Below are 24,472 nucleotides of genomic sequence, written 5' to 3'. Positions count from 1 at the left end.
GCTTTAAAAAGGGAGTTCGTTCTCGTCGTCGTCCCGGAGCACATCGCGTAGTTCGTCGATGTAGCCCTGGGTTTCGCGGTGGATGGCGAGCAACCCCTTTTTTAGAGAGCCAATCCATTCTGGGTGATCGATTAATTTTTCGGTTTCGACCGCTTGTAATGCAGCCTGTGCGTCGGCGAGGTAGCCCCGTGCTTTTTTCAGGCGGACGAGAGCGTCGCCTGCAAACAGGGGCTCGGGGGGCCAGTCGCCGGGATCGCCGTTAAGGCCTCCGGCCAACTTGGCTCCAGCAGACCAGAGTCCGTGCATGAGTTCATGCAAGGGGTGCTCCCCGTGGGCGTTTTCCGGAAGCCATTCGTTTAATTCGATTTCGTCGCTGGTTGTCATGGCAAGTTCCTCACACTGTTCGACCAGTGGATGTGTCTCGCAGTCGAGATCGTCTTCTTCGGCCAGTGTTCTCGCCATCGCATCATGCATCGCTTCTATTCGAGCGGCTTCTTCCTCCGGGCTCAGTGGCTCAGGGTCTGGTTCGTTGCGCTCCCGGCGGAGGCGCTCGCGTTCCTCCTCCAGAATCCGCCGATAATCATCGATATTAGCCTCCGGGTCTTTTTCCAAGCGCGCTTGGATGCGGTCGTTCAGTAAATCCATCCGTGCGGCCTCGGCATCCGCTTCTGCTTCGGCCTGGCTCTGGGGAGCGTCGTCATCCTCATCGCTCGTACGGGCCTCTCCGTCTGTAGCAGCCTCCAGTATGGTATCCATAAAGTCGGTCATGGCATGGGCATTCGCCTCGTGCTGGGATTGTTCCTCGTCCTTCGACATGCGCCAGGCGGCTTCCGGTTCGACCGTCAGTTCGTAGTCGGTGGCTTCAATCACGACCCGCCCGTTTCGGGCGCTGTGCCATTCCAGATAGAGACAATTCCCCCAGTGGTAGGGCATGGGGATCTTGTTTCTGTAGTAGTGCTCAAGCTCGCCGTCCGGGATGTCGAGGATCTTGACCTTGCGGGCAGCGGTCATGTCGCCGACCACGCCGGTCTGTTCCACAGCGAAACCGTCCTGCATGGATTCAGGTAAAGGTTTCGGCTTCGGGTTGACGAAACGCAGGTATTGCCCGGCAAGGTCACGATGCGGGTTTCCGGTCAACTCCAGTTCGACCGGCTCGTCGCTGCCGAGGATCCAGATCTTCCCCGTCACCCGGTCGCGGGTGCGGTTGTCGATTTCGCCTTTTACAATCGAGTCTGCAATACACCATGCCATTTCATGGAATCATCAGGAAAAGGGCTGACTGTCAACGAAGCGAAGGCAAAGAATCCGGAGGGAGCAGGCGGAGTGATCACGGAGATGCCGAAGCAATGGTTGACGGCAAAATTGATTTTATTAGCGCCGGGCGAGGCACTCCGAGGATGGACCTTGCGTTCGCCGTCATGAGAAATAGACTTTGCAACAAATAAAGAAAACTCCGGTCACAAAACTTATGATACCAAGCACGCCACTCTCTTTTATTCAGAATATGAATGCTCCTGAGATCGTCATGATCCTGGCGGTCATTCTTCTTTTCTTCGGAGCAAAACGCTTGCCTGAGCTCATGCGCTCGGTCGGGAAATCGATCGGTGAGTTCAAACGCGCCAAGGACGACATCGAAAAAGATGTCCGGTCAGCCATGGAGAGCGCCGAGGCGGAGCCAGAGCGTAAGCAGTCGATTCCCGAGAAAGCCAGAGTCGGCGAGTCAGCTTAAATCGAACAGGTCCGGCAAATGCCGGCAGAAGGTGTTTGTCCGGGGCGGTTATCCGGCGATTAGAAGCTTGAGAATGCTCTTGGGCGAATTTATTATTGCTCAAACGTTCATATAGTGTAGCGAAGCAGGGAATGGACGTTTCCCGTTTACTTGCCCCGCTCAAGTCCGTCTTCGGATACGATGCCTTCCGCCCGCTGCAGCGGGAGATCATGGAGGCATCGCTGGCCGGGCGCGACGTTCTTGCCATTCTTCCCACCGGCGGGGGCAAAAGCCTCTGTTATCAATTGCCCGCGCTTCAGCGATCCGGCCTGACGGTGGTCGTTTCGCCTCTGATCGCGCTGATGAAGGACCAGGTCGATCAACTGCAGGCGGCCGGCGTGGCGGCAACGTTCCTGAATTCCTCGCTCTCCGCCGGCGAGGCCCGCTCGCGCCTGTCGGGTTTGGAGCGGGGCGAATACAAGCTCCTCTATCTCGCCCCGGAACGACTCTTTTTGCCGGATTTTCTGCAGAAATTGAAGCGCTGGCAGGTGGCCGCCCTCGCCATCGACGAGGCCCACTGTATCAGCGAGTGGGGCCATGACTTTCGCCCGGAATACCGGCAGCTCGCTACCTTACGGGAGCATTTCCCGGGCGTGCCGGTCACCGCCCTGACGGCCACCGCGACCGAGCGGGTGCAGGGCGATATCGTTGCGCAGCTGCATTTGTCGGATCCGGGGCAGTTTGTCGCCAGTTTTAATCGGCCCAACCTGACCTACCGCGTCATGCCGAAACAGCGGCCGCGACGTCAGGTGCTGGACTACGTGGCCGCGAACCGGGATGCCTCCGGCATCATTTATTGTCAGTCGCGCCGGGCGGTTGAAGATTATGCCGCCGCCTTGAAGGACGCCGGGCACAAGGCGCTACCCTACCACGCTGGCTTGCCCCAAGAGGAACGGGTGCGGAACCAGGAGGCCTTCATTCGCGACGATGTGCAGGTCGTCTGCGCTACCATCGCTTTCGGCATGGGGATTAATAAGCCCAACGTGCGCTATGTCCTGCACGCCGACCTCCCGAAAAATATCGAAAGTTACTACCAGGAGACAGGCCGGGCCGGGCGCGACGGGCTGCCGGCCGAATGCGTCCTGCTCTTTTCGGGAGGCGATATCGCCAAGTACAACCACTTCATCGACCAGGTCGAGGACGAGCAGGCCGCCCGCATCGCCCGGCAACAGCTGCGGCAGATGGCCGACTTTGCGGAATTCGCGGATTGTCGTCGGGGGGCGCTCCTGCGCTACTTCGGGGAGGATTATACCAAAACAAACTGTGGTAGCTGCGATAATTGCCTGGACGACCGGGAGGAAGTTGATGTCACCGTAGAGTGTCAAAAATTGTTGAGCTGTATTTTCCGGATCAATCAAGCGGGCTTTCCGATGGGACTGAATCATGCCGTGGACGTGCTGCGCGGCTCCGAGAATCTGAAAGTGATCGGCAAGGGGCATCAGCGTCTCTCCACCCATGGCATCGGCAAGGACCAGCCGGCGGAGTACTGGCAGGGGCTGGGGAAGCAGCTGATTCAGCGAGGCTATCTCAGGCAGTCGGACGATGGCTACAATACCATCGAACTGACGCCAGAGGCAGGTCAGGCGTTGAAAGAGCGGCAAAAATTCCGGATGAAGCCGATCCGGACGAAGATGGCTTCGCCGGCCTCGCGCGCCAAGGCGAAGTCCGGCGCCATCGAATGCGACGAAGGGCTGTTTGAGGTCCTTCGGAAGCTGCGCAAGGATCTGGCCGATGCTCGGGGCGTGCCGCCCTACGTGGTCTTTGGTGATGTCGCCCTTCGGCAGATGGCGCGCCGCTACCCGAGGGACGACCAGGCCTTCCTTTCCATCCCCGGCGTTGGCCAGCGCAAACTCAAGGAGTTTGGCGCTCCCTTCATCGAGGTGATCGACGAGTGGTTGCTGGAGAACGATCCCCGCGATTTCGAGCCGAATGGCTTTCTCGATCCGGCCCCGAAGATGAAGAAGCGGGAAGACCCGGATGGGCTGAACTCGACCTCCCGTGCCACCCTGGAGTTCTTTCAGCAAGGGAAGAACGTTGAGGCGATTGCTGCCGAACGGAGCCTAAGCCCGACCACGATCGAGACCCACCTGGCCAACAGCATCGAGGCCGGGAAGTTGGAGAGTCTCGACGGGCTCGTTAGTGAAACAGAGTTCAGCCTGATTCGCGAGGCCGTGGCCGAGCACGGTACCGCCGCCCTGCGTCCGGTCTTCGATGCTTTGGGCGAGGAGACCAGCTTCGGCAAGATCCGCCTAACCGTTGCCATGTTGCAGCGAGAGGGTAAAGTGTAGCCGCAGCGCAGTTCGACCGCGCACCCTGCGGGCTATCGCGATGCGGTCATCGGTTCGAACCGCATTTATCCAAGTCGATTGTCGGCCAGAATGGTGGCCTTAACTTGGTCCCATGTCTGACCTGCCAGGTCGATTGGATCGGGCTCATTCTCCGCATCGTCGAAATAGCAAAGGGATTTTTCCACGCTCCAGCGGTTGCTGCTGGGGTATTTCCGAGTGAAGAAGCCAAGTAGTTCCTCCCGATCGAAATGTTTCAGCAGTTCGGCGTAGTCCCAAAAGTCCTTTTTGCTGCCTCGGTTGGCAATGGCGTTGAGTTTCATTGCGGCGATATCTTTCACCGAAAGCAGTCGAATGCCGTCGATGGTGTTCACTTCGCCGATCAATGGATACCGATGCGCAATAAAATCCGTTTTGATGCCGTTGATCTGGCCGAGCACGGTGTTTTCTTTGTTCGTGGTCTGTTGGAGCGAATGTGCGTTTTCCATGTACGCGCGCAGGCGTTCAGCATCGAAGGGAGTGTGTGTGAAGAGGTCGATATCGACCGATTCACGGTGCCCGTAGTAGAGGGCAAGTGCGGTGCCACCCACGAGGTAAAACCCTTGCAAGGGTTCAGCTTTCATCAATTCGTTGATTAACCTGAACAGTTTTTCGGAGACGGCTTTTTTGTGTAGTGGCATCACGACGCCCAGTTCTCAGCTCTTTCATGTGCGCGAAATGCCTCGACCGGCAGATCAAATTGATTGGCAAAAAAACGAATTGTTTCCGGCGAGAGGGAAGGTGCATTGACAAGTGCTTCCCGGACGGTTGGTTCGCCATAAAAACGCCAAACGGAGAGAACCTCTTCCTTCGTGCCGCGCTCCATGGTGCGAACAATAATAAAGGCGGCGTGTCGCTCCGTATCCAGACGGCTCCGCTCCGTATCCCAAAAAAGGGTGTCCGACAGTTGCGCGATCAATGGGTCGTCCGAACTCACGATACTCGAGCATGCGTCCTTCGATTGAAGAATCAAGCGATGTTCTCGGCTCTCAGAACAGCGCCAACTGATCGTCCTCGTCCCGGGTGTCGCCGCCCGATTTTTCCTTTTTCATCCGTTTGCGCAGGAGGTTGTGGGAGGAGTCGTCCGCCTCGAGGCGCTGGAGGATGGTTTTGGCCCGGTCGATCACGGTGGTTGGGAGTCCGGCGAGGCGGGCCACCTGAATGCCATAGGAGCGGTCGGCGGCCCCTTTCACTACCTGGCGGACGAAAACGATTTCGTCGTTCCACTCCTTGACCGCGACAGAGTAGTTTTCCAGGCGCTCGAGGGTCTTGGCCAGCTGGGTGAGCTCGTGGTAGTGGGTGGCGAAGAGGGTGCGTGGTCCGGAGGCATCCTTCGGATGAAGGTGTTCAATCACCGCCCAGGCAATCGAGAGGCCGTCGTAGGTACTGGTGCCGCGCCCGATCTCGTCGAGAATGACGAGGCTGCGTTCGGTGGAGTTGTTCAGGATGTTGGCGGTCTCGTTCATCTCCACCATGAAGGTGGAGTTGCCGCGCGCGAGCTCATCGCTGGCCCCGACACGGGAAAAGATGCGGTCGACCAGACCGAGTTGGCAGCTCCGCGCCGGGACCCAGGCGCCGGATTGGGCCATGAGTACGATGAGGGCCACCTGGCGGATGTAGGTCGATTTACCCGCCATATTCGGGCCGGTAATCAGGGCGATCTGCGGCAATTTGTCACCAGATGAGGACAAATTGCTGTCGTTGGGGACGAAGGCGTGGGTGCCGGCGAGTCCCAGTCGCTGGTCCCGCAGCATTTGTTCGACCACAGGGTGTCGGCCCTGGTCGATTTGCAGCCGGTCGGAGTCGTCGAGCGAGGGTTTGCAGTAGTCCCACTCGCGGGCCATCCCGGCCCAGCCCATGAGAACATCGATTTCCGCGAGCGCGGCCGCCGTCTCCTTCAGACTGTCGGCATACTCCAAAATGGCGTCGATCAGGCCGTTGAAGAGCTCTTCCTCGCGGGCGATGGCCTTTTCCTCCGCGTGCAGGATTTCGCGTTCGCGCTCCTTGAGCACATCGGTGGTGTAGCGCTCCGCATTCTTCATCGTCTGCTTGCGGATGTAGTCCTCCGGCACGAGGGCAAGGTTGGCTTTGGTGACTTCAATGAAATAGCCGAAGGCGCCGTTGTATTTAATCCGCAGGTTTTTGATTCCGGTGCGGGCCTGCTCGTCCAATTCAAACTCGGTGAGCCACTTCTGGCTGTCTCGCGTCAGGCTGCGATAGTGGTCGAGTTGTTCGTCGTAGCCGTCACGAATGGTGCCGCCGTCGTCGATCTTGCCGGGAAGCTCGTCGGCGAGTCCCCCGGCCAGTTTCTCGCAGAGGGTATCAAAATTGTGGATTCGGCCGGCGATGGCAGCGACCGGGGTCTCGGGAAATTCGAGCAGGGTCACCGCGATGCCGGGGAGGGCGTTCAGGGTATCGCGGACGCCGCCCAATTCTCGCGGATTGCGCATGCGGTTTTGCAGCCGCCCGAGGATGCGTTCGATATCGCGGATCCCGCGCAGCATCTGCTGGAGTTCGGTGGTGAGGCCGGGGGCGGCGACAAACTCTTCGACGCAGTCCTGGCGGCGTCGGATCTCTTCGAGGTCGAGCTCCGGGGCGCAAAGCCAGCGTTCCAAAAGCCGGGCGCCGGGCGGCGTGACCGTGCCGTCCATCGCTTCGAGGAGCGAGCCCTGGCGGGTGCTGGCCGCCGATTTGAAAATTTCAAGGTTGCGCAGGGTGGCCGGGTCCAGCAGCAGGGTCCTTTTGGTGCTGTATTCGCGGAGTTGGCGCAGGTTCTCCGGTTTGGCGCAGAGCGTCTCCGTCGCGTAGTGGACGAGGGCTCCGGCCGCCCCGAGGGCGGCGTGGTCCTTGGCGATGCCGAAGCCCTCCAGATTGAGCACCCCCAGCGTGTCCATGACCGACTGGGTCCCGGAAGCGACATCGAAATGGTAGTCCGGGATTGGGGTGACCGCGCGACCATCGCAAATGTGGGTGTAAAGCTCGCCAAAGCTGCCCTCGGTGTCGGCCCAGCTCTGGGCGGCGCCCTCCGGAACGATGATCTCGCGCGGGTCAATTCCCTCGAAGGCGGCGAACAGATTTTCCGGCCGGGCTTCGCTTGCGATCACGAATTCCCCCGTGGTCAGGTCGAGCCAGGCGGCCTGGAGCGCTTTCTTGCCCAGGTCGAGGGCGAGAAGGAAGTGGTTTCGGTTGGCGTCGATTTGCGTGTCGGCGAGACGGGTGCCGGGGGTGATGATACGGGTCAGTTCGCGTTTAACCAATTTGCCCGGCTTGGGGGTCTCCGTCTGGTCGCAGATGGCGATTTTGATCCCACGGTCCAGCAGCTTCTGCATGTAGGTGTCCGCCGCGTGGTAGGGGATGCCCGCCATCGGCATGCCGTGCCGGTGGGTCAGGGTGATCCCCAGGAGTTTGGCCCCGCGCTCGGCGTCCTGCTTAAAAATCTCGTAGAAGTCGCCCAGCCGGAAGAGCAGCAGCGTATCGTCAGACAATTTGGCACGGATCTCGTGCCATTGCTGCATCATCGGGGTGAGTTTCTTTTCGGCGGCCATTCGGGTGAAAGGTTCTGTTACAAGGAATTGTGCAGCGCAGATCAACCCTGATGCTCGCGGAATTTCAAAACACTTGTTGCCCCTCATTGTAACCTTGCCGCTGGCGCGCGGTAGCGACACTATTTTCTTATGAAACAAAGGCTGTTAATTGCCGTTCTTACTGCTCACCTGCCCTTATTTCTTGGCTCGTTGGCCAGCGCCGAGACAACGAAAGACCCGGTCCGTGTGGCCTGTGTTGGCGACAGTATCACCTTTGGAGCCGGAATTAAGGACCGTAAGAATAATAGCTACCCGGTGCAGCTTCAGGCCATGTTGGGCGACGGTTATGAAGTGAAAAACTTCGGCGTGAGCGGCGCGACCTTGTTGAAGCAAGGCAACAAGCCCTACTGGAAACTGAAAGCCTTCGATGCTGCCTGCGAGTTTCAGCCCGACTTGGTCATCATTAAACTCGGCACCAATGACAGCAAGCCAGGCAACTGGAAGCACGCCGATGAATTTAAGGAAAACTACACTGAGATGGTTGAGACCTTCCAACAACTCGCCAGCAAGCCCGAGGTGGTGATCTGCCGCCCGGTGCCGGTTTTTGCCACGCGCTGGGGCATCAACAACAAAACTGTCGTCGAAGAAGTGATCCCGCGTATCGATGCGGTCGCCAAAGCCACAGGCGTCACGCTGGTCGATCTTTATGCCCCACTGGAAGGAAAGCCGGATCTGGTGCCGGATCAGGTGCATCCCAATGCCGCGGGAGCGGGCGTCATTGCTCGCACACTTCAAGAGGTCATCGAATCGATGAATCTGAAAGCGGATAAGTAGAACTTTGCGTGCAGGGGTCAAAGGTCTGTAATTATTGCCATGTGTTTAAAGCAAATTTTCTCCGTTCTTTTCTTTTCCCTATCTAACCTAAGCGGGGCGACCTTATGGTATGAACAGCCTGCGAACCGGTGGGAGGAGGCACTTCCGCTGGGCAACGGACGCCTGGGCGCCATGGTTTTCGGTGGCGTCGAAAAAGAGCGCCTTCAGTTGAATGAGGAAAGTCTGTGGGCTGGTTGTCCCGTGGAGACCTATCCGGAAGGTTTTAAGGAAAATTTGCAGACCCTTCAGGAGATGGTGCTGGCGGGCAACGCCTCGGAGGCCGTCGAATTTGGCGTGGCCAATATGACGAAACGGCCCACCTCATTCCGGTCCTACGAGCCGCTTGCTGATCTGGAACTCGAATTTTTGCATGACGGACCGGTTGGCGACTACCACCGGGACCTCGATTTGATGGACGGGGTCGCCACTGTCGCTTACACCGTCGACGGTGTACGCTTTCGGCGGGAGGTCTTGATCTCGGCAGTTGACGACCTGATCGCAATCCACCTCTCAGCGGACCGGGCGGGGGCGATCAATTTCAAGGTCGGGTTGACGCGAGCCAAGGACATGGTTGTGAAAGCGACCGGCGCGGAACTACAAATGGACGGTCAAATCATTGATATCGCCAAGGAAGACGGCGGGGCCGAGGAAAACAGCGGAGGCTCGGGACCAGCCGGGGCTCACATGAAATTTGCTGGCCAGCTGGTGGCGAAAACCGTGGGGGGCACGGTGCGGCCGGAAGGGGACCGGCTCTTTATCGAAAACGCGGACAAGGTGCTGCTGTTTTTCACGGCCGCCACGGATTACAGCGTTCAAAGGATGGATTTTGACCGGGCGATCGATCCGCGCAGCGTTGTGGAAAGGATTCTTCAATCCGTCGGAGAAAAACGCTGGGAAGGCCTGAAAGCGGCGCATCTGGAGGAGCACCGGGAGGTCATGGATCGGGTCATTCTGGATATTGGAGGCTCGGAGTGGGCAAATATTGCGACCGACAAGCGCCTCGTTGCGATGAAAGAAGGTCAGTCCGACCCTGCTCTGATCGCCGATTTCTTTCAATTCGGGCGTTATCTGCTGATGAGCAGTTCACGCCGGCCCGGACGCTTGCCTCCCAACCTTCAGGGGATTTGGAACGACAAGATGTGGGCGCCATGGGAATCGGATTACCATCTCAATATCAATCTGCAGATGAACTATTGGCCGGCCGATGTGACGAATCTCTCTGAAACGGTTGATTCTCTGGTGGATTGGTTTGAGCCCCTTACGAAACGCGGAAAATATCCAGCAGACATTCTCTACGGTGCCGACGGATGGCTCAGTTATCACGCAACGAATGTTTTCGGGCGGGTAACCGGTTCGGGGTCGAACGAGGGCTCACAATTCAACAATGGGTTTCTGGATCCGCTGGCAGGGGCTTGGATGGCAATGACGCTTTGGCGGCACTACGAATTTACCCAGGATGTGAACTTTCTCGAAACGAAAGCCTATCCCATACTGAAAGGGGCGGCTGAGTTTCTCATTGATTACCTGTATGAGGATGAAGAAGGGCAGCTCGTTATCGTGCCTTCAGCTTCTCCCGAAAATAAATTCATCGATCCGAAAACAGACAAGGCGATCCGCGTAACCCGTGGCTCCACCTACCACAACACAATCGTGCAAGTGGTATTTGAAGCGGTGATCGAGGCTTCCGAGAAGCTTGATCTTGATGCTGCCTTGCGCTCCGAGCTCACTGCTGCGCTTAAGAAATTGCCTCCCCTGAAAATTGGAGGCAACGGCACCATTCAGGAATGGATTGAGGATTATGAAGAGGCCCAGCCCAAGCATCGGCATGTTTCGCATCTGCTCGGCCTTCATCCTTTCGCCACCATTCGGGAACACGACAAGGCTATGTTTGAGGCCGCTGCCAAGACTTTGGAGCGCCGTGGCTTTGGCGGGGATGTCGGATGGAGCAATGCTTGGAAGACCAATTTTTACGCCCGTCTGCAAAATGCCCCGCAGGCGCACTTTTATGTCAATCGGCTACTCCAAAAAAATGCCATGCCGAACCTGTTGACCGGGCACAATGGCCGTTCGCTTTTCCAGATTGACGCGAGCTTTGCCGGTACGGCCGGCATCGCCGAAATGCTACTGCAGAGCCATGCAGGCGAGATCCATCTGCTGCCCGCGCTGCCCGACGCCTGGCCGACCGGTTCCGCGACCGGCCTAAAAGCCCGCGGCGGATTTGTCGTCGATATCGAATGGCAGGATGGCAAGTTGACCGAGGTAGTGGTTTATTCGCAGGCGGGCCAGCCATGCGTGGTGCGGTATGGTAACGACCGCATAGTTCTGGATCTGGCTGAAGGCGAAAAGTCCAACGTAGCGGCTCCGCTTGCGGATGCCGGTAGTTGAGGAATATCGCGAGCAGCTCGCCGCGGGGAGCATATAACCTGTCAGCGCTACCGCGAATATTTTCAGGGCTCGGTTCGCTGGAAATCTTGCCTTTTTATGGTGTAGTCGCTTCATGCCGCAGGATGTCATTGCCGCTCAACGCACTTCGCTTTGAAAATCCCGGCGCACCTGCGCTGGTGATCCTGCACGGACTTTTGGGCGCGTCGCGCAACTGGACAACGATCGGGCGGGCCTTACAGGAGCGCTTCGACGTGCACGCGCTCGATCTTCGCAATCACGGCAGCTCGCCCCATGCCGAGTCCATGCGCTGGGCGGAGTTGTCCGCGGATCTCACCGCCTATCTGGAAAAGGAGGGCTTGAATGAGGTCATCCTTATGGGCCACAGCCTGGGCGGAAAGATTGCCATGCGCTACGCCTGTGAGAACCCCGATCAGGTGAAGAAGCTCATCATCGTCGACATCGCTGCCAAAGCCTACCCTCCCTATCACGACAACGAATTTCGTGCCATGAAGTCGATTGCCGTAGCCGAGCTGGATAGTCGCAAGGAGGCCGAGGCCGCGCTTGAACCCATGGTCCCGGATTGGGCCATGCGTCAGTTTCTACTCACCAATTTGGTGCGGGGCCAAGGGACCCGGACCTTTCGCTGGCAGGCCAATATTGAAGCACTTCACGCCAGTTTGCCGCACATTCGCCAGAACTCCTTACTGGAGACCGACCGTTTCAATGGCCCGGCGCTACTTGTGCGAGGGGCGAAGTCCGGTTTTATTGAGGACGGCGATGCCGATGACATGTTGTACTGGTTCCCGCATTTGCGTGAAGTCACGATCCCGGGCGCCGGGCATAATGTCCATGTTGAGAACCGGAAAGCTTTCCTTGAGGAGGTTGGCGACTGGCTCCGCCAGACCTAAGCGTTCCTTGTGTTGAGAAAAGGATCCTGGACTTTTGCCCTCCGTCGCTTCGGTTGTTCCTCGCGCAGCAACGCGCTGTAGAGTGTGACGACTTCGCCGTGCAGTTCTTTCAGATCGTTGTGCTCCTGAGTGACATCGCGCTCGATGGCGATAAAGCCCTGCAAGGATCCCGTGGCACTGCGAAGCGGCGTGATCGAGACGCGGGCCCAGTAGCTGTGCCCGTCTTTGTGGTAATTCAGGATGTCCGTTCGCAAGGCGAGCCCCGCTTTGATCGCCGTGCGAAATTCGTTCACCGTCTCCGGGTCTGTTTCCTCGCCCTGCAATAGCTCGCCCGGCCGTTCGCCAATGACTTCCTTGGGTGAATAGCCACAGAGTTTTTCAAAAGCGGGGTTCACCCAGGTGATATGCCCGGTTTTGTCTGCCAAAACGACCGCTTGAGGCATTTGCTGGGCGACCGTTTTCAGGGCTAAATTTTCAATTTTTACGTGCATGACGCACAAAGGGGTAAAGTCAGTTTTAAAATGCTCAAAAATGGGATGTTTGGCAAGCTTGTTCGCTTTTCATTGCTAGAATTTTTGTTTAAGTTTGTCGTCTTCGACAATAGTGGGGGGAAGGTTTCTTTTTCGGCCGCTCAAGGATTTTCTCTGCAGGTTTGCATGGAGCGGGGAATTGCCTCACATGATCTTAGGTGAGTCGTTCAATGGCCCCTTCGCTATGAAAAAATTCCTCTGCCTGTTGGCACTTTTCTGTTTGATAAAACTCGTCTCCGCTCAAGTGGTAAGCCCGCTGACCGGAGATCTGGCCGACGAGTACGGCCTGGATCCGGCCTTCTATGGGAAGACGACCTTGTCGGAAGGTATCCTGATCGCCTCATCCCCCGGGGTCTCGGATTATGCGCATCTGGAAACGGCCTACCTTTTCGGTCATCTCATGCAGGCGCTGAAGCCGCGGATCGCGCGACGTATTCGTGAAGGAAAGGTGCTCTGCATTCTAGTCGGCCACGATGAATTGACTTCGGAAATTCCCCAGTTTCAGACGGAGAAAACCGGCGAGGCACTCGATTTTTACAACTGGCGCAGCCGAGGTTTTCTCACTCTGGTTGAGGGGCGGCCGACCATGCTTTTCTCGGAGGAAGATGTCCTAGAATACGAGGGAGGCATGCAACTGGAGAGCATCCTTATTCACGAATTCGGCCATGTCATTCACCGGCCCGGGTTCTATGCAGGGCTGGACGAGCAGCTGATGGAGACCTGGCAAGCGGCTATGAAGGCCGGTCTCTGGAATGACGGCTATGCCTCCCAGCGCTTCCGCCGGGTGCGGGGTGACAAACCGGTCCTATTGCTTCACGCGCTTCGGGAGTCCTTTCCCCGGCATTCCTCTGAACTGCTCCGGCGCTGCCTTGCCCATGGCGACATCCTGGTCAATGGCGAGCCAACGGATTCGATAGCCGTCAAAGTCACCGAAACCGACAAAGTGCGTATCGTCTTCGGCGGGCCCAAAGCCTGCTACGCCACCAAAAACCGCGGGGAATATTTCGCCGAGATCGTACAAGCCTGGTTTGATACCAACCGCACCATGGATCACGACCACAACCATATCGACACGCGCGACGAGCTGAAATCTTACGACAAGAGGGGCTACGCTTTTCTGCAAAAGATTTTCAAGGAGGAAAACAAGTGGCGTTTTATCTCGCCGCGTAGGCGGGCCGGGCAGAGGCATTTGGAAGCGTACGATCCCGCAAGCGCTCCGGTGGTGGTGCAGCCTGATTTCATCAAGGATGCGGCCAACGATTACTACGATGAATATTGGGCTTCCTTCTGGGATCGGTTGTATGAGAAGCATGGGTTTTCGGCACCGGGAGAAAGCTCTTAAGACGGCTTACTAAGCCCGGTGGCGCCGACCAGCGTGGGGCAAATCGCCTTGACGAAATTAGTTCTTAACTGATAATTCAACGACCATGAAGTCTACCCTCACCCCATCTCTTTTCATCGGTTTCCTGCTTGCCAGCGCTTTGACCGTCCTTGCTGCCCCATCATCCTACTTCAGCGCTACTGGCGTGCAGGATATGGGCAGTACCAATGATTGGGGTACGAATCCTGAGCGTGATTCAGATACTGCCTTCGAGTTGACCTTCGATTTTACCACAGCGGTTGATACGGAAACAAATCCAGTTCATCTCTGGGAGGCTGGCGGTTCCGGTACTGGTGCGGCTCTGGTTTTGAATGGCGATAATCTCCACTTCTTCGCTGGCAATTCCAACGACGATGTTGTGACTGGCCTACACGGGCTGACCGCTGGTACCACCGGCGTTCAAGTCGTCGCAGTCTTTGATGTCGAAGGTGGAACGGGCACCAACGAAAGCTTATCGATCTATGTAAACGGAGTAGACATAACCAGCGGTGGGGTTGATGCGGATACTGCAGGCGTTTGGGACGGCGGTGAAGCTAATTCAACTTTGGGGTATTTTCTGGGTCCAGGTAATACCGAACGCTACAATGGAACCGGGCTTTTTGATACGAATAGTGTAGTCGGTTACGACGAAACAGGCGAAACCAACATCTCGTTTGCCGTATACCAATTAGCTTCTGGTGGCGGGCCAGCTGACAACACTTTGGGCAATATCCTGGTGGCGGTTCCGGAAGTCTCTACGGTGGCTTTGCTTGGCTTATTCGGTTCACTGGTGCTTCTGCGCCGCCGTTAAGCGACGCTTAACGAATCACTTCAAAAGGCTATCCCGGATGATGGCTTTTTTTGCGGATTCCTTTGAAAGGTATCTGCTAATTCGTTTTGCACTCGAGAGGCTTCCTGTTTTGCTTTTCAACAATGCCCACACGCTCACAGTCTGAAGCCGATAAAGTGGCCGCCTCCGGTTTTGCCGAAGTCTACGAACCGGTGAAGCCCTACCTTGAAGAACTGGATGTCTTCCTCCAGTCGCAGGTTGCGTTGCTCGAACCGGAGATTCAGGAGCATGTGCGTTATGTCTTCGGCCACAGCGGCAAGCGGCTGCGGCCCATGCTGGTGGCTTACAGCGGCTGGCAGGGGCCGGCGGCAAATAGCACTGCGGAACTGGTGCGGCTGGGGTCGATCATCGAGCTCGTCCACTTGGCCACGCTGGTGCATGATGATATTCTGGACGAGGCGGATACACGCCACCGCCAGGAAACCGCGGCCAAAAAGTTCGGGCCCGCCGCGGCCGTTTTGATCGGCGATGTGCTATTTTCCCACGCACTCAAGCTGGCGGCGGAATTTCCCACCACCGAGGTGTGCCGGGTGGTGGCGCAAGCCACGGCCCGGGTTTGTGCCGGCGAGATCGCGCAGACGTACCAGCGGGGCGAGGTGAATTACAGCCGGGATTTCTACTACCGGGTGATCCAACTGAAGACGGCCGAGCTTTTCGAAGTCGCCTGTGCGCTCGGGGCGAAGGTGGCCGGCTACTCCGATGCTTTCAGCGAAGCTGCCGGGGCGTTTGGGCGCCATCTGGGAATCGCTTATCAAATATTTGACGATCTCGTGGATCTCTATGCCGAGGAATCCATGATTGGCAAGACGCTCGGCACCGATCTGGAAAAGGGTAAGTTCACCCTGCCGCTTTTGCTGCTGCTTGAAAAAGTTGAGCCGGCGGAGCGCGACGATCTGCTGGCTCGTTTCAGGTCAGGGGATACCTCGGTGGTCGATGACTTCACCAGGCGACTGCATGACTTCCCTATTTTTGAAGAAGTGGTCGGTGTTTTTGAAGCCGAGCTTGCCAAGGCGACTGATGCGGTCGCGCCCTTTAGTGAGCTGGCCCCGGTTTCGGAAATGCAGAAGATTGCGGGTTTGGTGCGTGCCCAGCTGAGCCGTCTCCCTGCGGCAGCGCAGTAATTCTCGATCCGCAAAAGCGAATTCATTTGCCAAACAAGCATCTGAACGATGCCTTGGCGACTTCTCACCCACAGCGTTATTGACGAACCCCGTACCGGGAGTTCTCCGCTGAACGGGGATACTTTCTACACTCCATGGATATCGCAATTGTGACCGGCGCGGAAACACCGCTCGGCCTTCGTATCGTTCAAACTCTCGTGCAACAGGGATACCGCGTTCACGGGATCGGTAATAACTTTTCCAAGGTGTCTTATGCAGATCCCCAATTCAAGGGGCATGCTATTGACCTGACTGATCTCACGGCGGTTCAAACAACGCTCGATGAGATTATTCAAAAAGAGCAGCGTATCGACTGCCTGATTCATGCCATTGACGTCACGCCGGGCACGGCTTTTGAAAAATTACCCGCAGGCAATCTGGAGGCGATTCTGAAAATCGGCCTGCTTGGCCCGGTCATGATGACGCGCCTCGCACTGCCCAACCTGCTTCGCTTCCGGGGACAGCTTATTAACGTGATTACGGCGAACAAGCACGGTCACCGCGCCACTGCCGCAAATGCTCTGCTGGAGGGCGGGTTGCGCGAAATGAACAAGGCGCTCTTCGACCAGGGGCGCGACGCCGGCTTGCGGGTGACCAACTGCGTGCTGCGCCAGAACAACAAGCTCTCCGGCGCTGGTGTCAGTGATGACGTGCTTGCACAATCTCACATCAATCTGGAGGACGTGGGCCGTACCATCGAGCATTTGGTCGACTCCAAGGCGGTCAACGTGCCCGAAGAAGTGGTGCTCTATCCGAGGTTGAGCCCCGGGGCGGAAGAAGCGCTTCCCCAGACCGCACTCCCGCTCGATGCCTACGACGCAGTGGTACTGCCCCCGAAGGCCTACCGGCCGCCGGAAGAGCCCAAAATTCCGACCCAGCCGAAGCAGCAGGTCGAGCGCACCATTCCCTACACGGACGAGGAAATGGAGGATAAGATCGCCGCCGCGATAGAAGACTTCGAGGCCAACCCCGAGCTTTACGACAAGCCCGATCCCAACCAGGCGAAACCGCAACAACGCGGTGGTCCGCAACAGGAGGGACAAGGTAAAAACAAGCGCCGCCGCCGTCGCCGGGGTGGCCGGAACCGAAACAAGAAGCCTCAGGATCACGAAGCGCCGAAACCGGAACACGGGGCCGGGCCGCAGGCAAACGATAAGTCCAAGTCGGATTCGAATCGCAAGCCCGGATCCGATGCGCCGAAGGCGAAGCAAGTGACATCCCGGAAACCGGAAGATAGCGCGAAGCCCGGGAAAACACCAAAACTGGCATCAGATGGTGACGGTGACAATCTTCCCAAGGCGAAGCGCGGAAAAGCGGAGGAAAAACCAAGTTCCGGAAAGAAAAAGCCCCCGGCGAAGAAAGCCGCCAAGAAAGCGGCGAAAAAAGCGGTTAAGAAAGTCGTTAAAATTGCCAGAGATTCGGCCGGTGAGAAGGTGCCTGTGAAGAAAGCAGTGAAGACTCTGGTCGCTTCAGAAAAGGGCAGGAAAACGGCGACGAAAAAAGCCGCGAAGAAAAAGACCGCGGCCAAGAAGGCTGCTAAGAAAAGGGCTGCCAAAAAGGTGTCCCGGAAAAGCCCTCAGCAAGCGGACTAAGCTCTAAAGTAGAGTTCCCGGCGGACTGGTTCTGCTGTTCCCTGTGGTAAGGATTCTGCCTTGTGCTCGTTTCTTAATGTTGAGAACCTCCAAGCATGCTACGTTTCTGCCTTATCCTCTTGATCGGCTTCGGGCCAAGCCTGGCACTGGCCGGAGAGCTTTCCGGGAAAGTGGACCTCAAGCCGGCGAAGCAACGTCGCAGTGCGGCACGCTACACGGGGAACACGGCGGAACTGGGGCCGCCGGCACCTTTTCTTGGCGTGGTCTACCTGAGCCGTAAAGATCTGAGCGCGGGCACGCCGCCGGAAGCCCCCCGGGTGATGTCGCAGCGTGGCCTTCAGTTCTACCCTGCGGTTCTGCCGATTTCCGCCGGAAGTAAAGTCGCTTTTCCAAACGAGGATAACACCTATCACAATGTCTTCTCCTACTCCCCGGAAAAGCGTTTCGATCTCGGCCGCTATGCCAAGGGGGAGGGGCCGCCGATTGTGACTTTCGATAAGGTCGGGGAAGTGCGTGTTTTCTGCGAGGTGCATGAGCACATGCGTGCGATTGTCCTGGTTCTGGACACGCCCTATTTCACCACGACCGATGAAGAGGGGCGCTTCAGTTTGAGTGAGGTCCCGCCCGGCGAATACACGCTGAATGTGTGGCGATTGAACCAACCGCCACACACCCAGACCGTAACGGTCGATGAGGGGAAGCGTGTTGTTGAAATATCCGATTAACTCGCGTGGCGGTTTCCTTTAAAGTCAAACTCATGGTCGCGATGGTACTCGCGGTTATGGTGGTGTTGTTGGCTTCATTTGAGCTTATTCGTATCCGTGTGGCCGATTATTTTGAAGCCACGCTGCGCAATCAGTACGCCCAGCAATTCCAACTTTCGGAGGAGCGCGATGCCGAACGCTTGGCCGCCTACTCCAGCGAGATCATCAACAACACGTCGAACCCCCGTCTCCTCGCGGCGCTTTTCGAAGAGGATCTCTCGCGCTTTTACTACGACCTTTCCCAAGAGTTGGAGCCCTTTCAGCGCGGAGTGGAAGATCGGCATGCCACCAGCCGTGCCTGGCCTTTCTTTCGCTTCATTCGGGAGGATGGCCGCTACCTTCGCCCGCCCAAGTTCGGCACGGGCAATGTTCAAGAAGCGACGAATGCCTTGCCCGGAGTCCTTAGCCCTTTCCCGGAGGACCAATTGGAGTCACTTTTAAGCGGACTGCGAACCGCCGCGGACGAGATGCCATCCGCCCGCTCGGGTTACCTCGTGGCCAAGATCAAAGAAGAGCCGATTCTTCTCAAGGCTTTCGTCTGTCCGGTGGACGATGCCTTCGGCATGTTTTTGGGCGACCTCATATTGGTCATCCCCTGGCAGGCGGCCGGAGTCCGCGAAAAGGGCACTCTGGATGCCGTCGCGGTCAAGGGAGAGGTGTTCGACGGGGACGGGCGCGTGCGTTCTCAAGAATGGCCGATGCTGGGCGAGACCCTTGCGGCCTCGGGTCGAAAAGAGGGGAATCAGCGCGTTCGCATCGAAGGCTCCTCTTATCTCGTCTTCTCTGAAATGTTGGATACAGACCCGCGTTTCCCCGTGGCGGAGCGTGCGATTCTTTTTTCAACGGATGAACAGGAGCGCCTGCTCTCCGGGATTCGAAACATTTTTCTACTCTTCGCCCTGGCGGGTTTTCTGGTTAGCCTACTGCTGAGCCATGTCTTGGCGGGCGGGCTTCATGCGCCGGTGCTTCGTTTGCGGGAAGCCGCCCACAGAATTGGAAAAGGCGATTATTCCGCACGGGTGGAGGTTCGCTCCCGGGATGAACTCGGCCAGTTGGGGGATGCCTTTAACAGCATGGCCGAAGGGCTCGAACTCAAGGAGCGCTACAAAGCGGTGCTCTCGAAAGTCGCGGATCGGAAGGTGGCCGACCGGCTCATGCAGGGGCAGATCAATTTGGGTGGCGAAACCGTGCACGCGACGGTCATGTTTTGTGACATTCGCGGGTTCACGCGTATGACCGAGGGGATGGATCCGCATGAAGTCATCGCCATCATGAATACCCACATGACAGCCATGACCGAAATCGTGCACGCACACGGGGGCGTGGTGGATAAGTTTGTCGGTGATGAGATCATGGCGCTCTTCGGTGTGCCCGTTCCGGGAGACGATGATATTGGGCAGGCACTGCGATGTGCTAAAGCGATGGTGGCCCGCTGCCAGGAAATGAATGCGAGCCGCGAGCCCCCGATTGAGATTGGCATAGGCATCGCCCACGGGGAAATGGTCGCCGGGTGTATGGGATCGGAAGACCGGCTCAACTACACCGTCCTGGGCGATCGTGTGAACCTGGCTTCCCGCCTGTGCTCTCAGGCAAAACCGATGGAAATCGTGGTCGACGAGCCCGTTCGCAACGCCACCGGTCTTGACCTGCCGGATTCCGAGCGGCAAACCATCGCGTTGAAAGGTTTTGAAACCGCGCCACCTTTTTACATAGTGCGTGATAAGTAGACTCACTAATACGATGAAATTACCGAAACTGTTCACCTTGATCTTTTTGTGCTCGGGCCTTCAGGCCGTTGATTCGTTGGACCGGCAGTTGGATGCGTTGAAGAATCACCTGATCTACGAGACCGGTGACGGATTCTTCTACGTCGAGGGGGGTGCCCAGTTGGATTGGACCGGTTACTACACGGACAACGACAACTCCAACCCTCCGGGCTTTTTCTTCCCGCATGATGCCAAGAACTACGACTGGAGCCCGCGGCTGACACTGACGCTCGACGCCTTCTTGGGCGAACACCTCTATGGTTTTGTGAAGTTCCGCTTCGATGACGGTGTTCATCCCGGAGTGGCGAAATTTTATGGCGATACCCGATCCGCCCGCTGGGATGAGTTCTTTCTACGTGCGTCTTTTCTGGAGGGGACCCTTCAGGTGCAGGCGGGCCAGTTCGTTCCGATCATGGGGAACTTCCTCAACCGTCAGGATAACTGGGACATGGGTTTGGTCAGCTATCCCATGCTTTATGAACAGGTAACCACGGTCAGCGACGCACTCGTCCCCGCTTCCTCCGCTGACTTTGCGGCATGGCGGAATAACTCCGACTTTCCCTACAAGGTCTTCGGGTTGCCCGCCTACTGGGCTCAGCTCTATACCCGTGGTGTGTCGGTCTTCGGACAAAAGGGTGACTGGGACTACAGCCTTAATTTCACCAATCGCGCTCCGTCCTCGCGCGGGGCGACCTGGAATGATAATGATTGGAGTGACCCCAGTTGGATGGGTAGTCTCGGTTATCGAATTAATCCATCCTGGCGCATTGGGTTGACCGGTGCGTTCGGTCCTTATCTCCAGGACCTGGCGGAGCCCTCTTTACCCATGGGCAAAGAAGTGGGGAATTACATGCAACGCAACCTGGGGATTGATTTGAGCTACAAGCATCGTCATTGGCAGGTCTGGGCTGAACTCGTTCATACCAGCTACGAAGTGCCCAATGTGGGCGACGATGCGGAGTTTTGGTCCTACTTTATCGAAGCGCGTTACGACTTTCAGCCGCAGTGGTGGGTGAGTGCCCGCTGGAATCACCAGATCTACGAAGAAATTGACGGGATGGAGTGGGACAACGAGCACATCCGTATCGACTTGGGGCTGGGCCACCGGCTCGGGCGTCACACCCAGATCAAACTACAATATAGCTGGCAGGATGAAGACGAGACTTCGGGTGTCGACTTGATGAACGCCGAGCACTTCGTCGCGCTGGAGGCCAGTCTGAAGCTGTGAAGTTTTTGTAGAAGCGACACTCTTGTCGCTTTTATTATCACACCAAAAACTCACTTTTCCCGGTAATACAAAACCTCAAAACAGAGTTTGAGGCCACGTCGCCTCGCTTGCCCTGCCCAGCATAGCCTTTGGCGACGCTCGGGTTAAAGCGGGGTAGTCGCAATGCGGCATTTGTCTTTTTATCGGAAAAAGTCACGCACTGGTATTACACCTTCCAGTTCCCGCTGGGGATACGCGTGGCTTGGCAATCCTCCATCATGTGGTCTGTGATTTCATAGATCCAAACCTCGCCGAGCGGCTTGCCTTGCGTTGAATATACCTGGGCTCTTTTACGGATGTATTCGTTTTTCGAATACGGTCGATCCGGATCGTAACCTTCCAGATAGTCCAGTCTCAAGAAATCTTCTTCGGTTTTGAACGTAAGAAGGTGCCCGTAGGTCCAGCCTTCGTCATCCAAACGAAAGCCGGGAAAGCCAAGGTGCATATCGTAGAGCTGTCCCTTCACCCTGGCCGGAATCGGCTCGTCGACTTTGCCTTCACAGAACTTGGGCCAGTAGCGACCGCCCGGTTTCAGGGTGCCATAGACGAAGACAGATAAATCGGATATGTTCATGCGTTCTGACGAACCGCGAACTTTGAGGATGGAAATTACAGTCGTTGCCGGACGGCTTCGTAGAGGCAGACGCCCGCCGAGACGGAGACATTGAGGCAGTCAACTTTACCGGCCATGGGAATGCTGACGAGATGGTCGCAGAGATCGCCCGTGACTTTTCGCAGGCCCCAGCCTTCACTACCGAGGACGAGGGCCGTTGGCGGCTTGAAATTCATTTTGTAGAGATTTCCACCTCCCCGGTCCGAGGTCCCGATAATCTGAATGCCTTCGTCGTGAAACTTACGCAGGAGCATGCCGATGTTTTTCACCTTGAGGAAGGGGACTTCGTCGGCCCCACCGCAGGAAATATCACGCACGGTAGGTGTGATCCCGCAGGCTCCCTTGACCGGGGCCAGCACCGCTGTGACGCCCGCGCCTGAGGCGGTGCGCAAGCAGGCCCCCAGATTGTGGGGATCCTGCACGCCCTCCAGGACAAGCAGGAGAGGATTCTCGGTGCGTTCAATGAGATCGAAGAGGTCGTCCTCGTTCTCGATGTGCACGACGGCGGCCAGCGCGGAGTGGCGCGGTGGCTTCTTGAGTTTTTTTACGGAATTTCGTCCCATGAGAAAGTGAGTTATTGGTGTTTATTATCAGGTCCAAAGAGGGTGCTTGGTCCATTCTGCTGGTAAGCCCATAGCCTTAACCGGGATTTCAGGGTACTCGGCAAAAAGTTCTTCGGTGCGTTTTCGCCACTGGCTGGTAGGTGAAATTTGTTTAAGAAAATTATGGCATATCATTAAGAGTATGCCTACTCGATTATTTACCAATACACGCTTTCCTGTTGCATCAGTAATGTGCCAATTTGGGTATTTGTTTCTTTGGGGCAAGCTTGGTGCATAGCCTAAAACACGGTTCCAGAGTCTTGAGTGGTGGGCACAAACATTGCGTGCGGCATAGAGGCTCCGTAGCCAGCTCAATAAAAGTTCATCAGCCATTCCAAAATGGGAGGAGACTTTGCTTTGGATGCCACTATCCACTCCCTTGAGCATTGTCAGTAGACTTCCCATGCTCATAAGCTCCGAAGCCATCCAGACAGGTAGGTTGCGATGTGAATCGCCATATTTTTTGAAAAAGTGCTGCTTGAAAGCTTCCTTGCTTCGACTCGTTTCGACAATGAGGTTTTCCCTCCATTCAATATAGTCGACGATTTTTAGGTTGGGGAAGTGGCGCTCATCGCAATGGCCGAAGGCGCCGTGCTTTTCGGAAAAATGATAAGTGAGTTGGGTGCGTATAGCGACCTCGACCCGTTCAATTGCATCAAGTAGTAGCACCCGAAGACGTCGATCAAAGCAGTACCGGTCCCAGATAACTTTTAAAGTAGCACCTTCGACATAATTGTCAGAGTCCGTTTTGCGGAAGGGGTAGAGGTAGCCGGACAAACGGTAGTAACTGACTGAGCTCAGCCGTTTAATTAGCTCCTCCCTATCAGCTTTTAGGCCCCGGTCTAATAAGCGTTGCGCTTGTTCCTCAGAGCGAAGTGACTCTTTCAAATATTCCACGCAAATTTCTTCTCCTTAAATCGTGCAGAATTCGTGCACAAAAAACCCCCCGAATTACGCATACATTCAGAGGCGCGGGGGGCGTGCTAACTAGAAGATCGCCTAACTTATATGGGTTTTCAAGGGTTTTAATATAAGTTTTTCAAGGGTTCTTAAAGTTCTAGTTGGGAAATAGCATGATATTGTAGCGACAAATCGTGCGACGACTGTTGCTTCCAAGTTGCAAAATTTGCCATCATTTAAAGCAAATCAGTTTGGTTGCCGCCCGGTGCTTCCAGCCCGATGACCCGCCAGCCTTTTTCGGTCAGGACACGCCCCTGCGCGGTGCGCTGTAAATAACCCTCTTGAATCAGGAAGGGTTCGTGGACTTCTTCAAGAGTGTGGGCTTCCTCCCCGACCGCGACCGCGACGGTACCGAGCCCGACAGGGCCCCCGCGGTAATTCTGTGCCATCACACGCATGACCTGTTTGTCCATCTCATCGAGACCGCGGGTGTCGATTTCGAGTAACTCGAGTGCCGCCGCGGCGTTCTCTTTTGTGATCGTTCCGCCGCTGCGCTGCTGGGCGTAGTCCCGGCAGAAGTTCACCAGGTTATTGGCGATTCGCGGGGTCCCGCGGGCGCGCCGGGCGATTTCGGCTGCGCCGTCCTTTTCAAAGTCGACTTTCAGGAGGCCGCAGGTCCGTTCCACGATGCCCTGCAGGGTCCCGTGGTCGTAGTAACTGAGGCGGGACTGGAGCGTGAAGCGACTGCGAAGCGGCGCGGTGAGCAGCCCCATCCGGGTGGTGGCGCCAAGTAGGGTAAAGCGCGGAAGGTTGAGTCGGACGCTGCGGGCATTTGGTCCCTGGTCGATCATGATATCGATCCGGAAGTCCTCCATCGCGGAGTAGAGATACTCTTCGACCGTTTTGGGAATACGGTGAATCTCATCGATAAAGAGGATATCGCCTTCATTCAGGTTTGTCAGCAAACCGGCGAGATCGGCTGGCTTATCGATAATCGGGCCGGAGGTGATGCTGACCTTCTTGCCCATCTCATGGCCGAGAATTAAAGACAGGGTGGTCTTGCCCAGTCCCGGCGGGCCACTGAGTAGAATGTGGTTGAGCGCTTCCTCACGGTCACGGGCCGCACCGACCATGACCTTCAATCGTTCCAGTGTCTTTGGCTGCCCCGCAAAGTCATCAAACGAAAGCGGTCGAAGAATCGAATCCTGGGGGCCGTCATGCTCAGCGAGGCTCTGCTCGATAAAGTCAGTGCCGGTGGGCGGATCTTCGGGTGAAAAGGGCATGCG

At 56.7% G+C, this 24,472-nt stretch carries 22 protein-coding genes; 13 read left to right on the top strand and 9 right to left on the bottom strand.

Annotation, left to right across the window (positions count from 1 at the left end; all coding sequences use genetic code 11):
• Positions 1–3: 3 nt before the first annotated feature.
• A complete protein-coding gene (locus tag DDZ13_RS00375) occupies positions 4–1,251 on the bottom strand; it encodes a hypothetical protein (RefSeq protein WP_110129436.1) in 1,248 nt (415 codons plus the stop codon).
• 3 nt (positions 1,252–1,254) lie between these two features.
• On the opposite strand from DDZ13_RS00375, the gene DDZ13_RS15390 reads away from it, so the two are divergent.
• The 3 genes from DDZ13_RS15390 to recQ all read left to right on the top strand — a co-directional run bounded on the left by DDZ13_RS15390 (position 1,255) and on the right by recQ (position 4,056).
• Positions 1,255–1,422 (top strand): hypothetical protein, encoded by a 168-nt coding sequence (locus tag DDZ13_RS15390; protein WP_158279708.1) that lies wholly within the window; start codon positions 1,255–1,257, stop codon positions 1,420–1,422.
• 46 nt (positions 1,423–1,468) lie between these two features.
• Positions 1,469–1,729 (top strand): Sec-independent protein translocase subunit TatA/TatB, encoded by a 261-nt coding sequence (locus DDZ13_RS00370; protein WP_233246042.1) that lies wholly within the window; start codon positions 1,469–1,471, stop codon positions 1,727–1,729.
• Positions 1,730–1,860: 131 nt separating this feature from the next.
• Positions 1,861–4,056: a DNA helicase RecQ gene (gene recQ, locus DDZ13_RS00365; RefSeq protein WP_110129434.1), complete on the top strand. Its 2,196-nt coding sequence runs from the start codon at positions 1,861–1,863 to the stop codon at positions 4,054–4,056.
• A 65-nt stretch (positions 4,057–4,121) separates the two neighbouring features.
• Here the strand turns inward: recQ and DDZ13_RS00360 are convergent, their stop codons facing one another.
• From DDZ13_RS00360 to mutS, 3 genes are read right to left on the bottom strand one after another with little or no spacing between them, the layout of a single operon-like run.
• Positions 4,122–4,733, bottom strand: coding sequence for a nucleotidyl transferase AbiEii/AbiGii toxin family protein (locus DDZ13_RS00360; protein ID WP_146209180.1), 612 nt, complete (start codon positions 4,731–4,733; stop codon positions 4,122–4,124).
• Positions 4,733–5,029, bottom strand: a complete 297-nt coding sequence (locus DDZ13_RS00355) for a DUF6922 domain-containing protein (RefSeq protein WP_110129432.1) — start codon at positions 5,027–5,029, stop codon at positions 4,733–4,735. Before DDZ13_RS00355 ends, DDZ13_RS00360 begins: the two co-directional genes overlap by 1 nt.
• 52 nt (positions 5,030–5,081) lie before the next feature.
• Positions 5,082–7,637 carry a DNA mismatch repair protein MutS gene (gene mutS / locus DDZ13_RS00350; protein ID WP_110129431.1) on the bottom strand — a complete coding sequence of 852 codons (2,556 nt, stop codon included), beginning with the start codon at positions 7,635–7,637 and terminating at the stop codon, positions 5,082–5,084.
• 129 nt (positions 7,638–7,766) lie between these two features.
• Here mutS and DDZ13_RS00345 point away from each other — a divergent pair, with 129 nt between their 5' ends.
• The 3 genes from DDZ13_RS00345 (at position 7,767) to DDZ13_RS00335 (ending at position 11,782) form a co-directional block, all read left to right on the top strand.
• A complete protein-coding gene (locus DDZ13_RS00345; RefSeq protein ID WP_110129430.1) occupies positions 7,767–8,450 on the top strand; it encodes a GDSL-type esterase/lipase family protein in 684 nt (227 codons plus the stop codon).
• A 39-nt stretch (positions 8,451–8,489) separates the two neighbouring features.
• Positions 8,490–10,874 carry a glycoside hydrolase family 95 protein gene (locus DDZ13_RS00340; RefSeq protein ID WP_110129429.1) on the top strand — a complete coding sequence of 795 codons (2,385 nt, stop codon included), beginning with the start codon at positions 8,490–8,492 and terminating at the stop codon, positions 10,872–10,874.
• A gap of 122 nt (positions 10,875–10,996) precedes the next feature.
• Entirely contained in the window at positions 10,997–11,782 is a 786-nt protein-coding gene (locus tag DDZ13_RS00335) for an alpha/beta fold hydrolase (protein WP_110129428.1), read from the top strand.
• Here DDZ13_RS00335 and DDZ13_RS00330 read toward each other — a convergent pair.
• On the bottom strand, positions 11,779–12,273 hold the full coding sequence (locus tag DDZ13_RS00330; RefSeq protein WP_110129427.1) for a PAS domain-containing protein: 495 nt from the start codon (positions 12,271–12,273) through the stop codon (positions 11,779–11,781). The two genes, DDZ13_RS00335 and DDZ13_RS00330, sit on opposite strands and share 4 nt — an antisense overlap.
• Before the next feature lie 223 nt (positions 12,274–12,496).
• Between DDZ13_RS00330 and DDZ13_RS00320 the strand changes: the two genes are divergently transcribed.
• The 7 genes from DDZ13_RS00320 (at position 12,497) to DDZ13_RS00290 (ending at position 21,032) form a co-directional block, all read left to right on the top strand.
• Positions 12,497–13,654 (top strand): hypothetical protein, encoded by a 1,158-nt coding sequence (locus tag DDZ13_RS00320; RefSeq protein WP_110129425.1) that lies wholly within the window; start codon positions 12,497–12,499, stop codon positions 13,652–13,654.
• A gap of 85 nt (positions 13,655–13,739) precedes the next feature.
• Positions 13,740–14,483 carry a hypothetical protein gene (locus DDZ13_RS00315; protein ID WP_110129424.1) on the top strand — a complete coding sequence of 248 codons (744 nt, stop codon included), beginning with the start codon at positions 13,740–13,742 and terminating at the stop codon, positions 14,481–14,483.
• 122 nt (positions 14,484–14,605) lie between these two features.
• On the top strand, positions 14,606–15,643 hold the full coding sequence (locus DDZ13_RS00310; protein ID WP_110129423.1) for a polyprenyl synthetase family protein: 1,038 nt from the start codon (positions 14,606–14,608) through the stop codon (positions 15,641–15,643).
• A gap of 134 nt (positions 15,644–15,777) precedes the next feature.
• Complete coding sequence (locus tag DDZ13_RS00305; RefSeq protein ID WP_110129422.1) at positions 15,778–17,274, top strand: SDR family NAD(P)-dependent oxidoreductase; 1,497 nt, start codon at positions 15,778–15,780, stop codon at positions 17,272–17,274.
• A 95-nt stretch (positions 17,275–17,369) separates the two neighbouring features.
• Complete coding sequence (locus DDZ13_RS00300; RefSeq protein ID WP_110129421.1) at positions 17,370–17,999, top strand: carboxypeptidase regulatory-like domain-containing protein; 630 nt, start codon at positions 17,370–17,372, stop codon at positions 17,997–17,999.
• A gap of 5 nt (positions 18,000–18,004) precedes the next feature.
• Positions 18,005–19,765 (top strand): adenylate/guanylate cyclase domain-containing protein, encoded by a 1,761-nt coding sequence (locus DDZ13_RS00295; protein ID WP_110129420.1) that lies wholly within the window; start codon positions 18,005–18,007, stop codon positions 19,763–19,765.
• A 13-nt stretch (positions 19,766–19,778) separates the two neighbouring features.
• The gene (locus DDZ13_RS00290) at positions 19,779–21,032 is read left to right on the top strand and encodes a hypothetical protein (protein WP_110129419.1); all 1,254 of its coding nucleotides are present in this window, start codon (positions 19,779–19,781) and stop codon (positions 21,030–21,032) included.
• Positions 21,033–21,237: 205 nt separating this feature from the next.
• On the opposite strand, the gene DDZ13_RS00285 is transcribed toward DDZ13_RS00290, so the two are convergent.
• The 4 genes from DDZ13_RS00285 to ruvB form a co-directional block, all read right to left on the bottom strand.
• Positions 21,238–21,645: a gamma-glutamylcyclotransferase family protein gene (locus DDZ13_RS00285; RefSeq protein WP_110129418.1), complete on the bottom strand. Its 408-nt coding sequence runs from the start codon at positions 21,643–21,645 to the stop codon at positions 21,238–21,240.
• A 35-nt stretch (positions 21,646–21,680) separates the two neighbouring features.
• Positions 21,681–22,247, bottom strand: coding sequence for a 23S rRNA (guanosine(2251)-2'-O)-methyltransferase RlmB (gene rlmB / locus DDZ13_RS00280; protein ID WP_110129417.1), 567 nt, complete (start codon positions 22,245–22,247; stop codon positions 21,681–21,683).
• A 27-nt stretch (positions 22,248–22,274) separates the two neighbouring features.
• Positions 22,275–23,183 carry an Abi family protein gene (locus tag DDZ13_RS00275; protein WP_158279705.1) on the bottom strand — a complete coding sequence of 303 codons (909 nt, stop codon included), beginning with the start codon at positions 23,181–23,183 and terminating at the stop codon, positions 22,275–22,277.
• A 239-nt stretch (positions 23,184–23,422) separates the two neighbouring features.
• A complete protein-coding gene (ruvB, locus tag DDZ13_RS00270; RefSeq protein WP_110129841.1) occupies positions 23,423–24,469 on the bottom strand; it encodes a Holliday junction branch migration DNA helicase RuvB in 1,047 nt (348 codons plus the stop codon).
• Positions 24,470–24,472 lie beyond the last annotated feature (3 nt).

The organism is Coraliomargarita sinensis (assembly GCF_003185655.1).
In the GTDB taxonomy this organism is placed as follows: domain Bacteria; phylum Verrucomicrobiota; class Verrucomicrobiia; order Opitutales; family Coraliomargaritaceae; genus Coraliomargarita_B; species Coraliomargarita_B sinensis.
The sequence above is the reverse complement of the archived record's forward strand: the minus strand, read 5'-3'. Positions and strand labels throughout refer to the sequence as shown.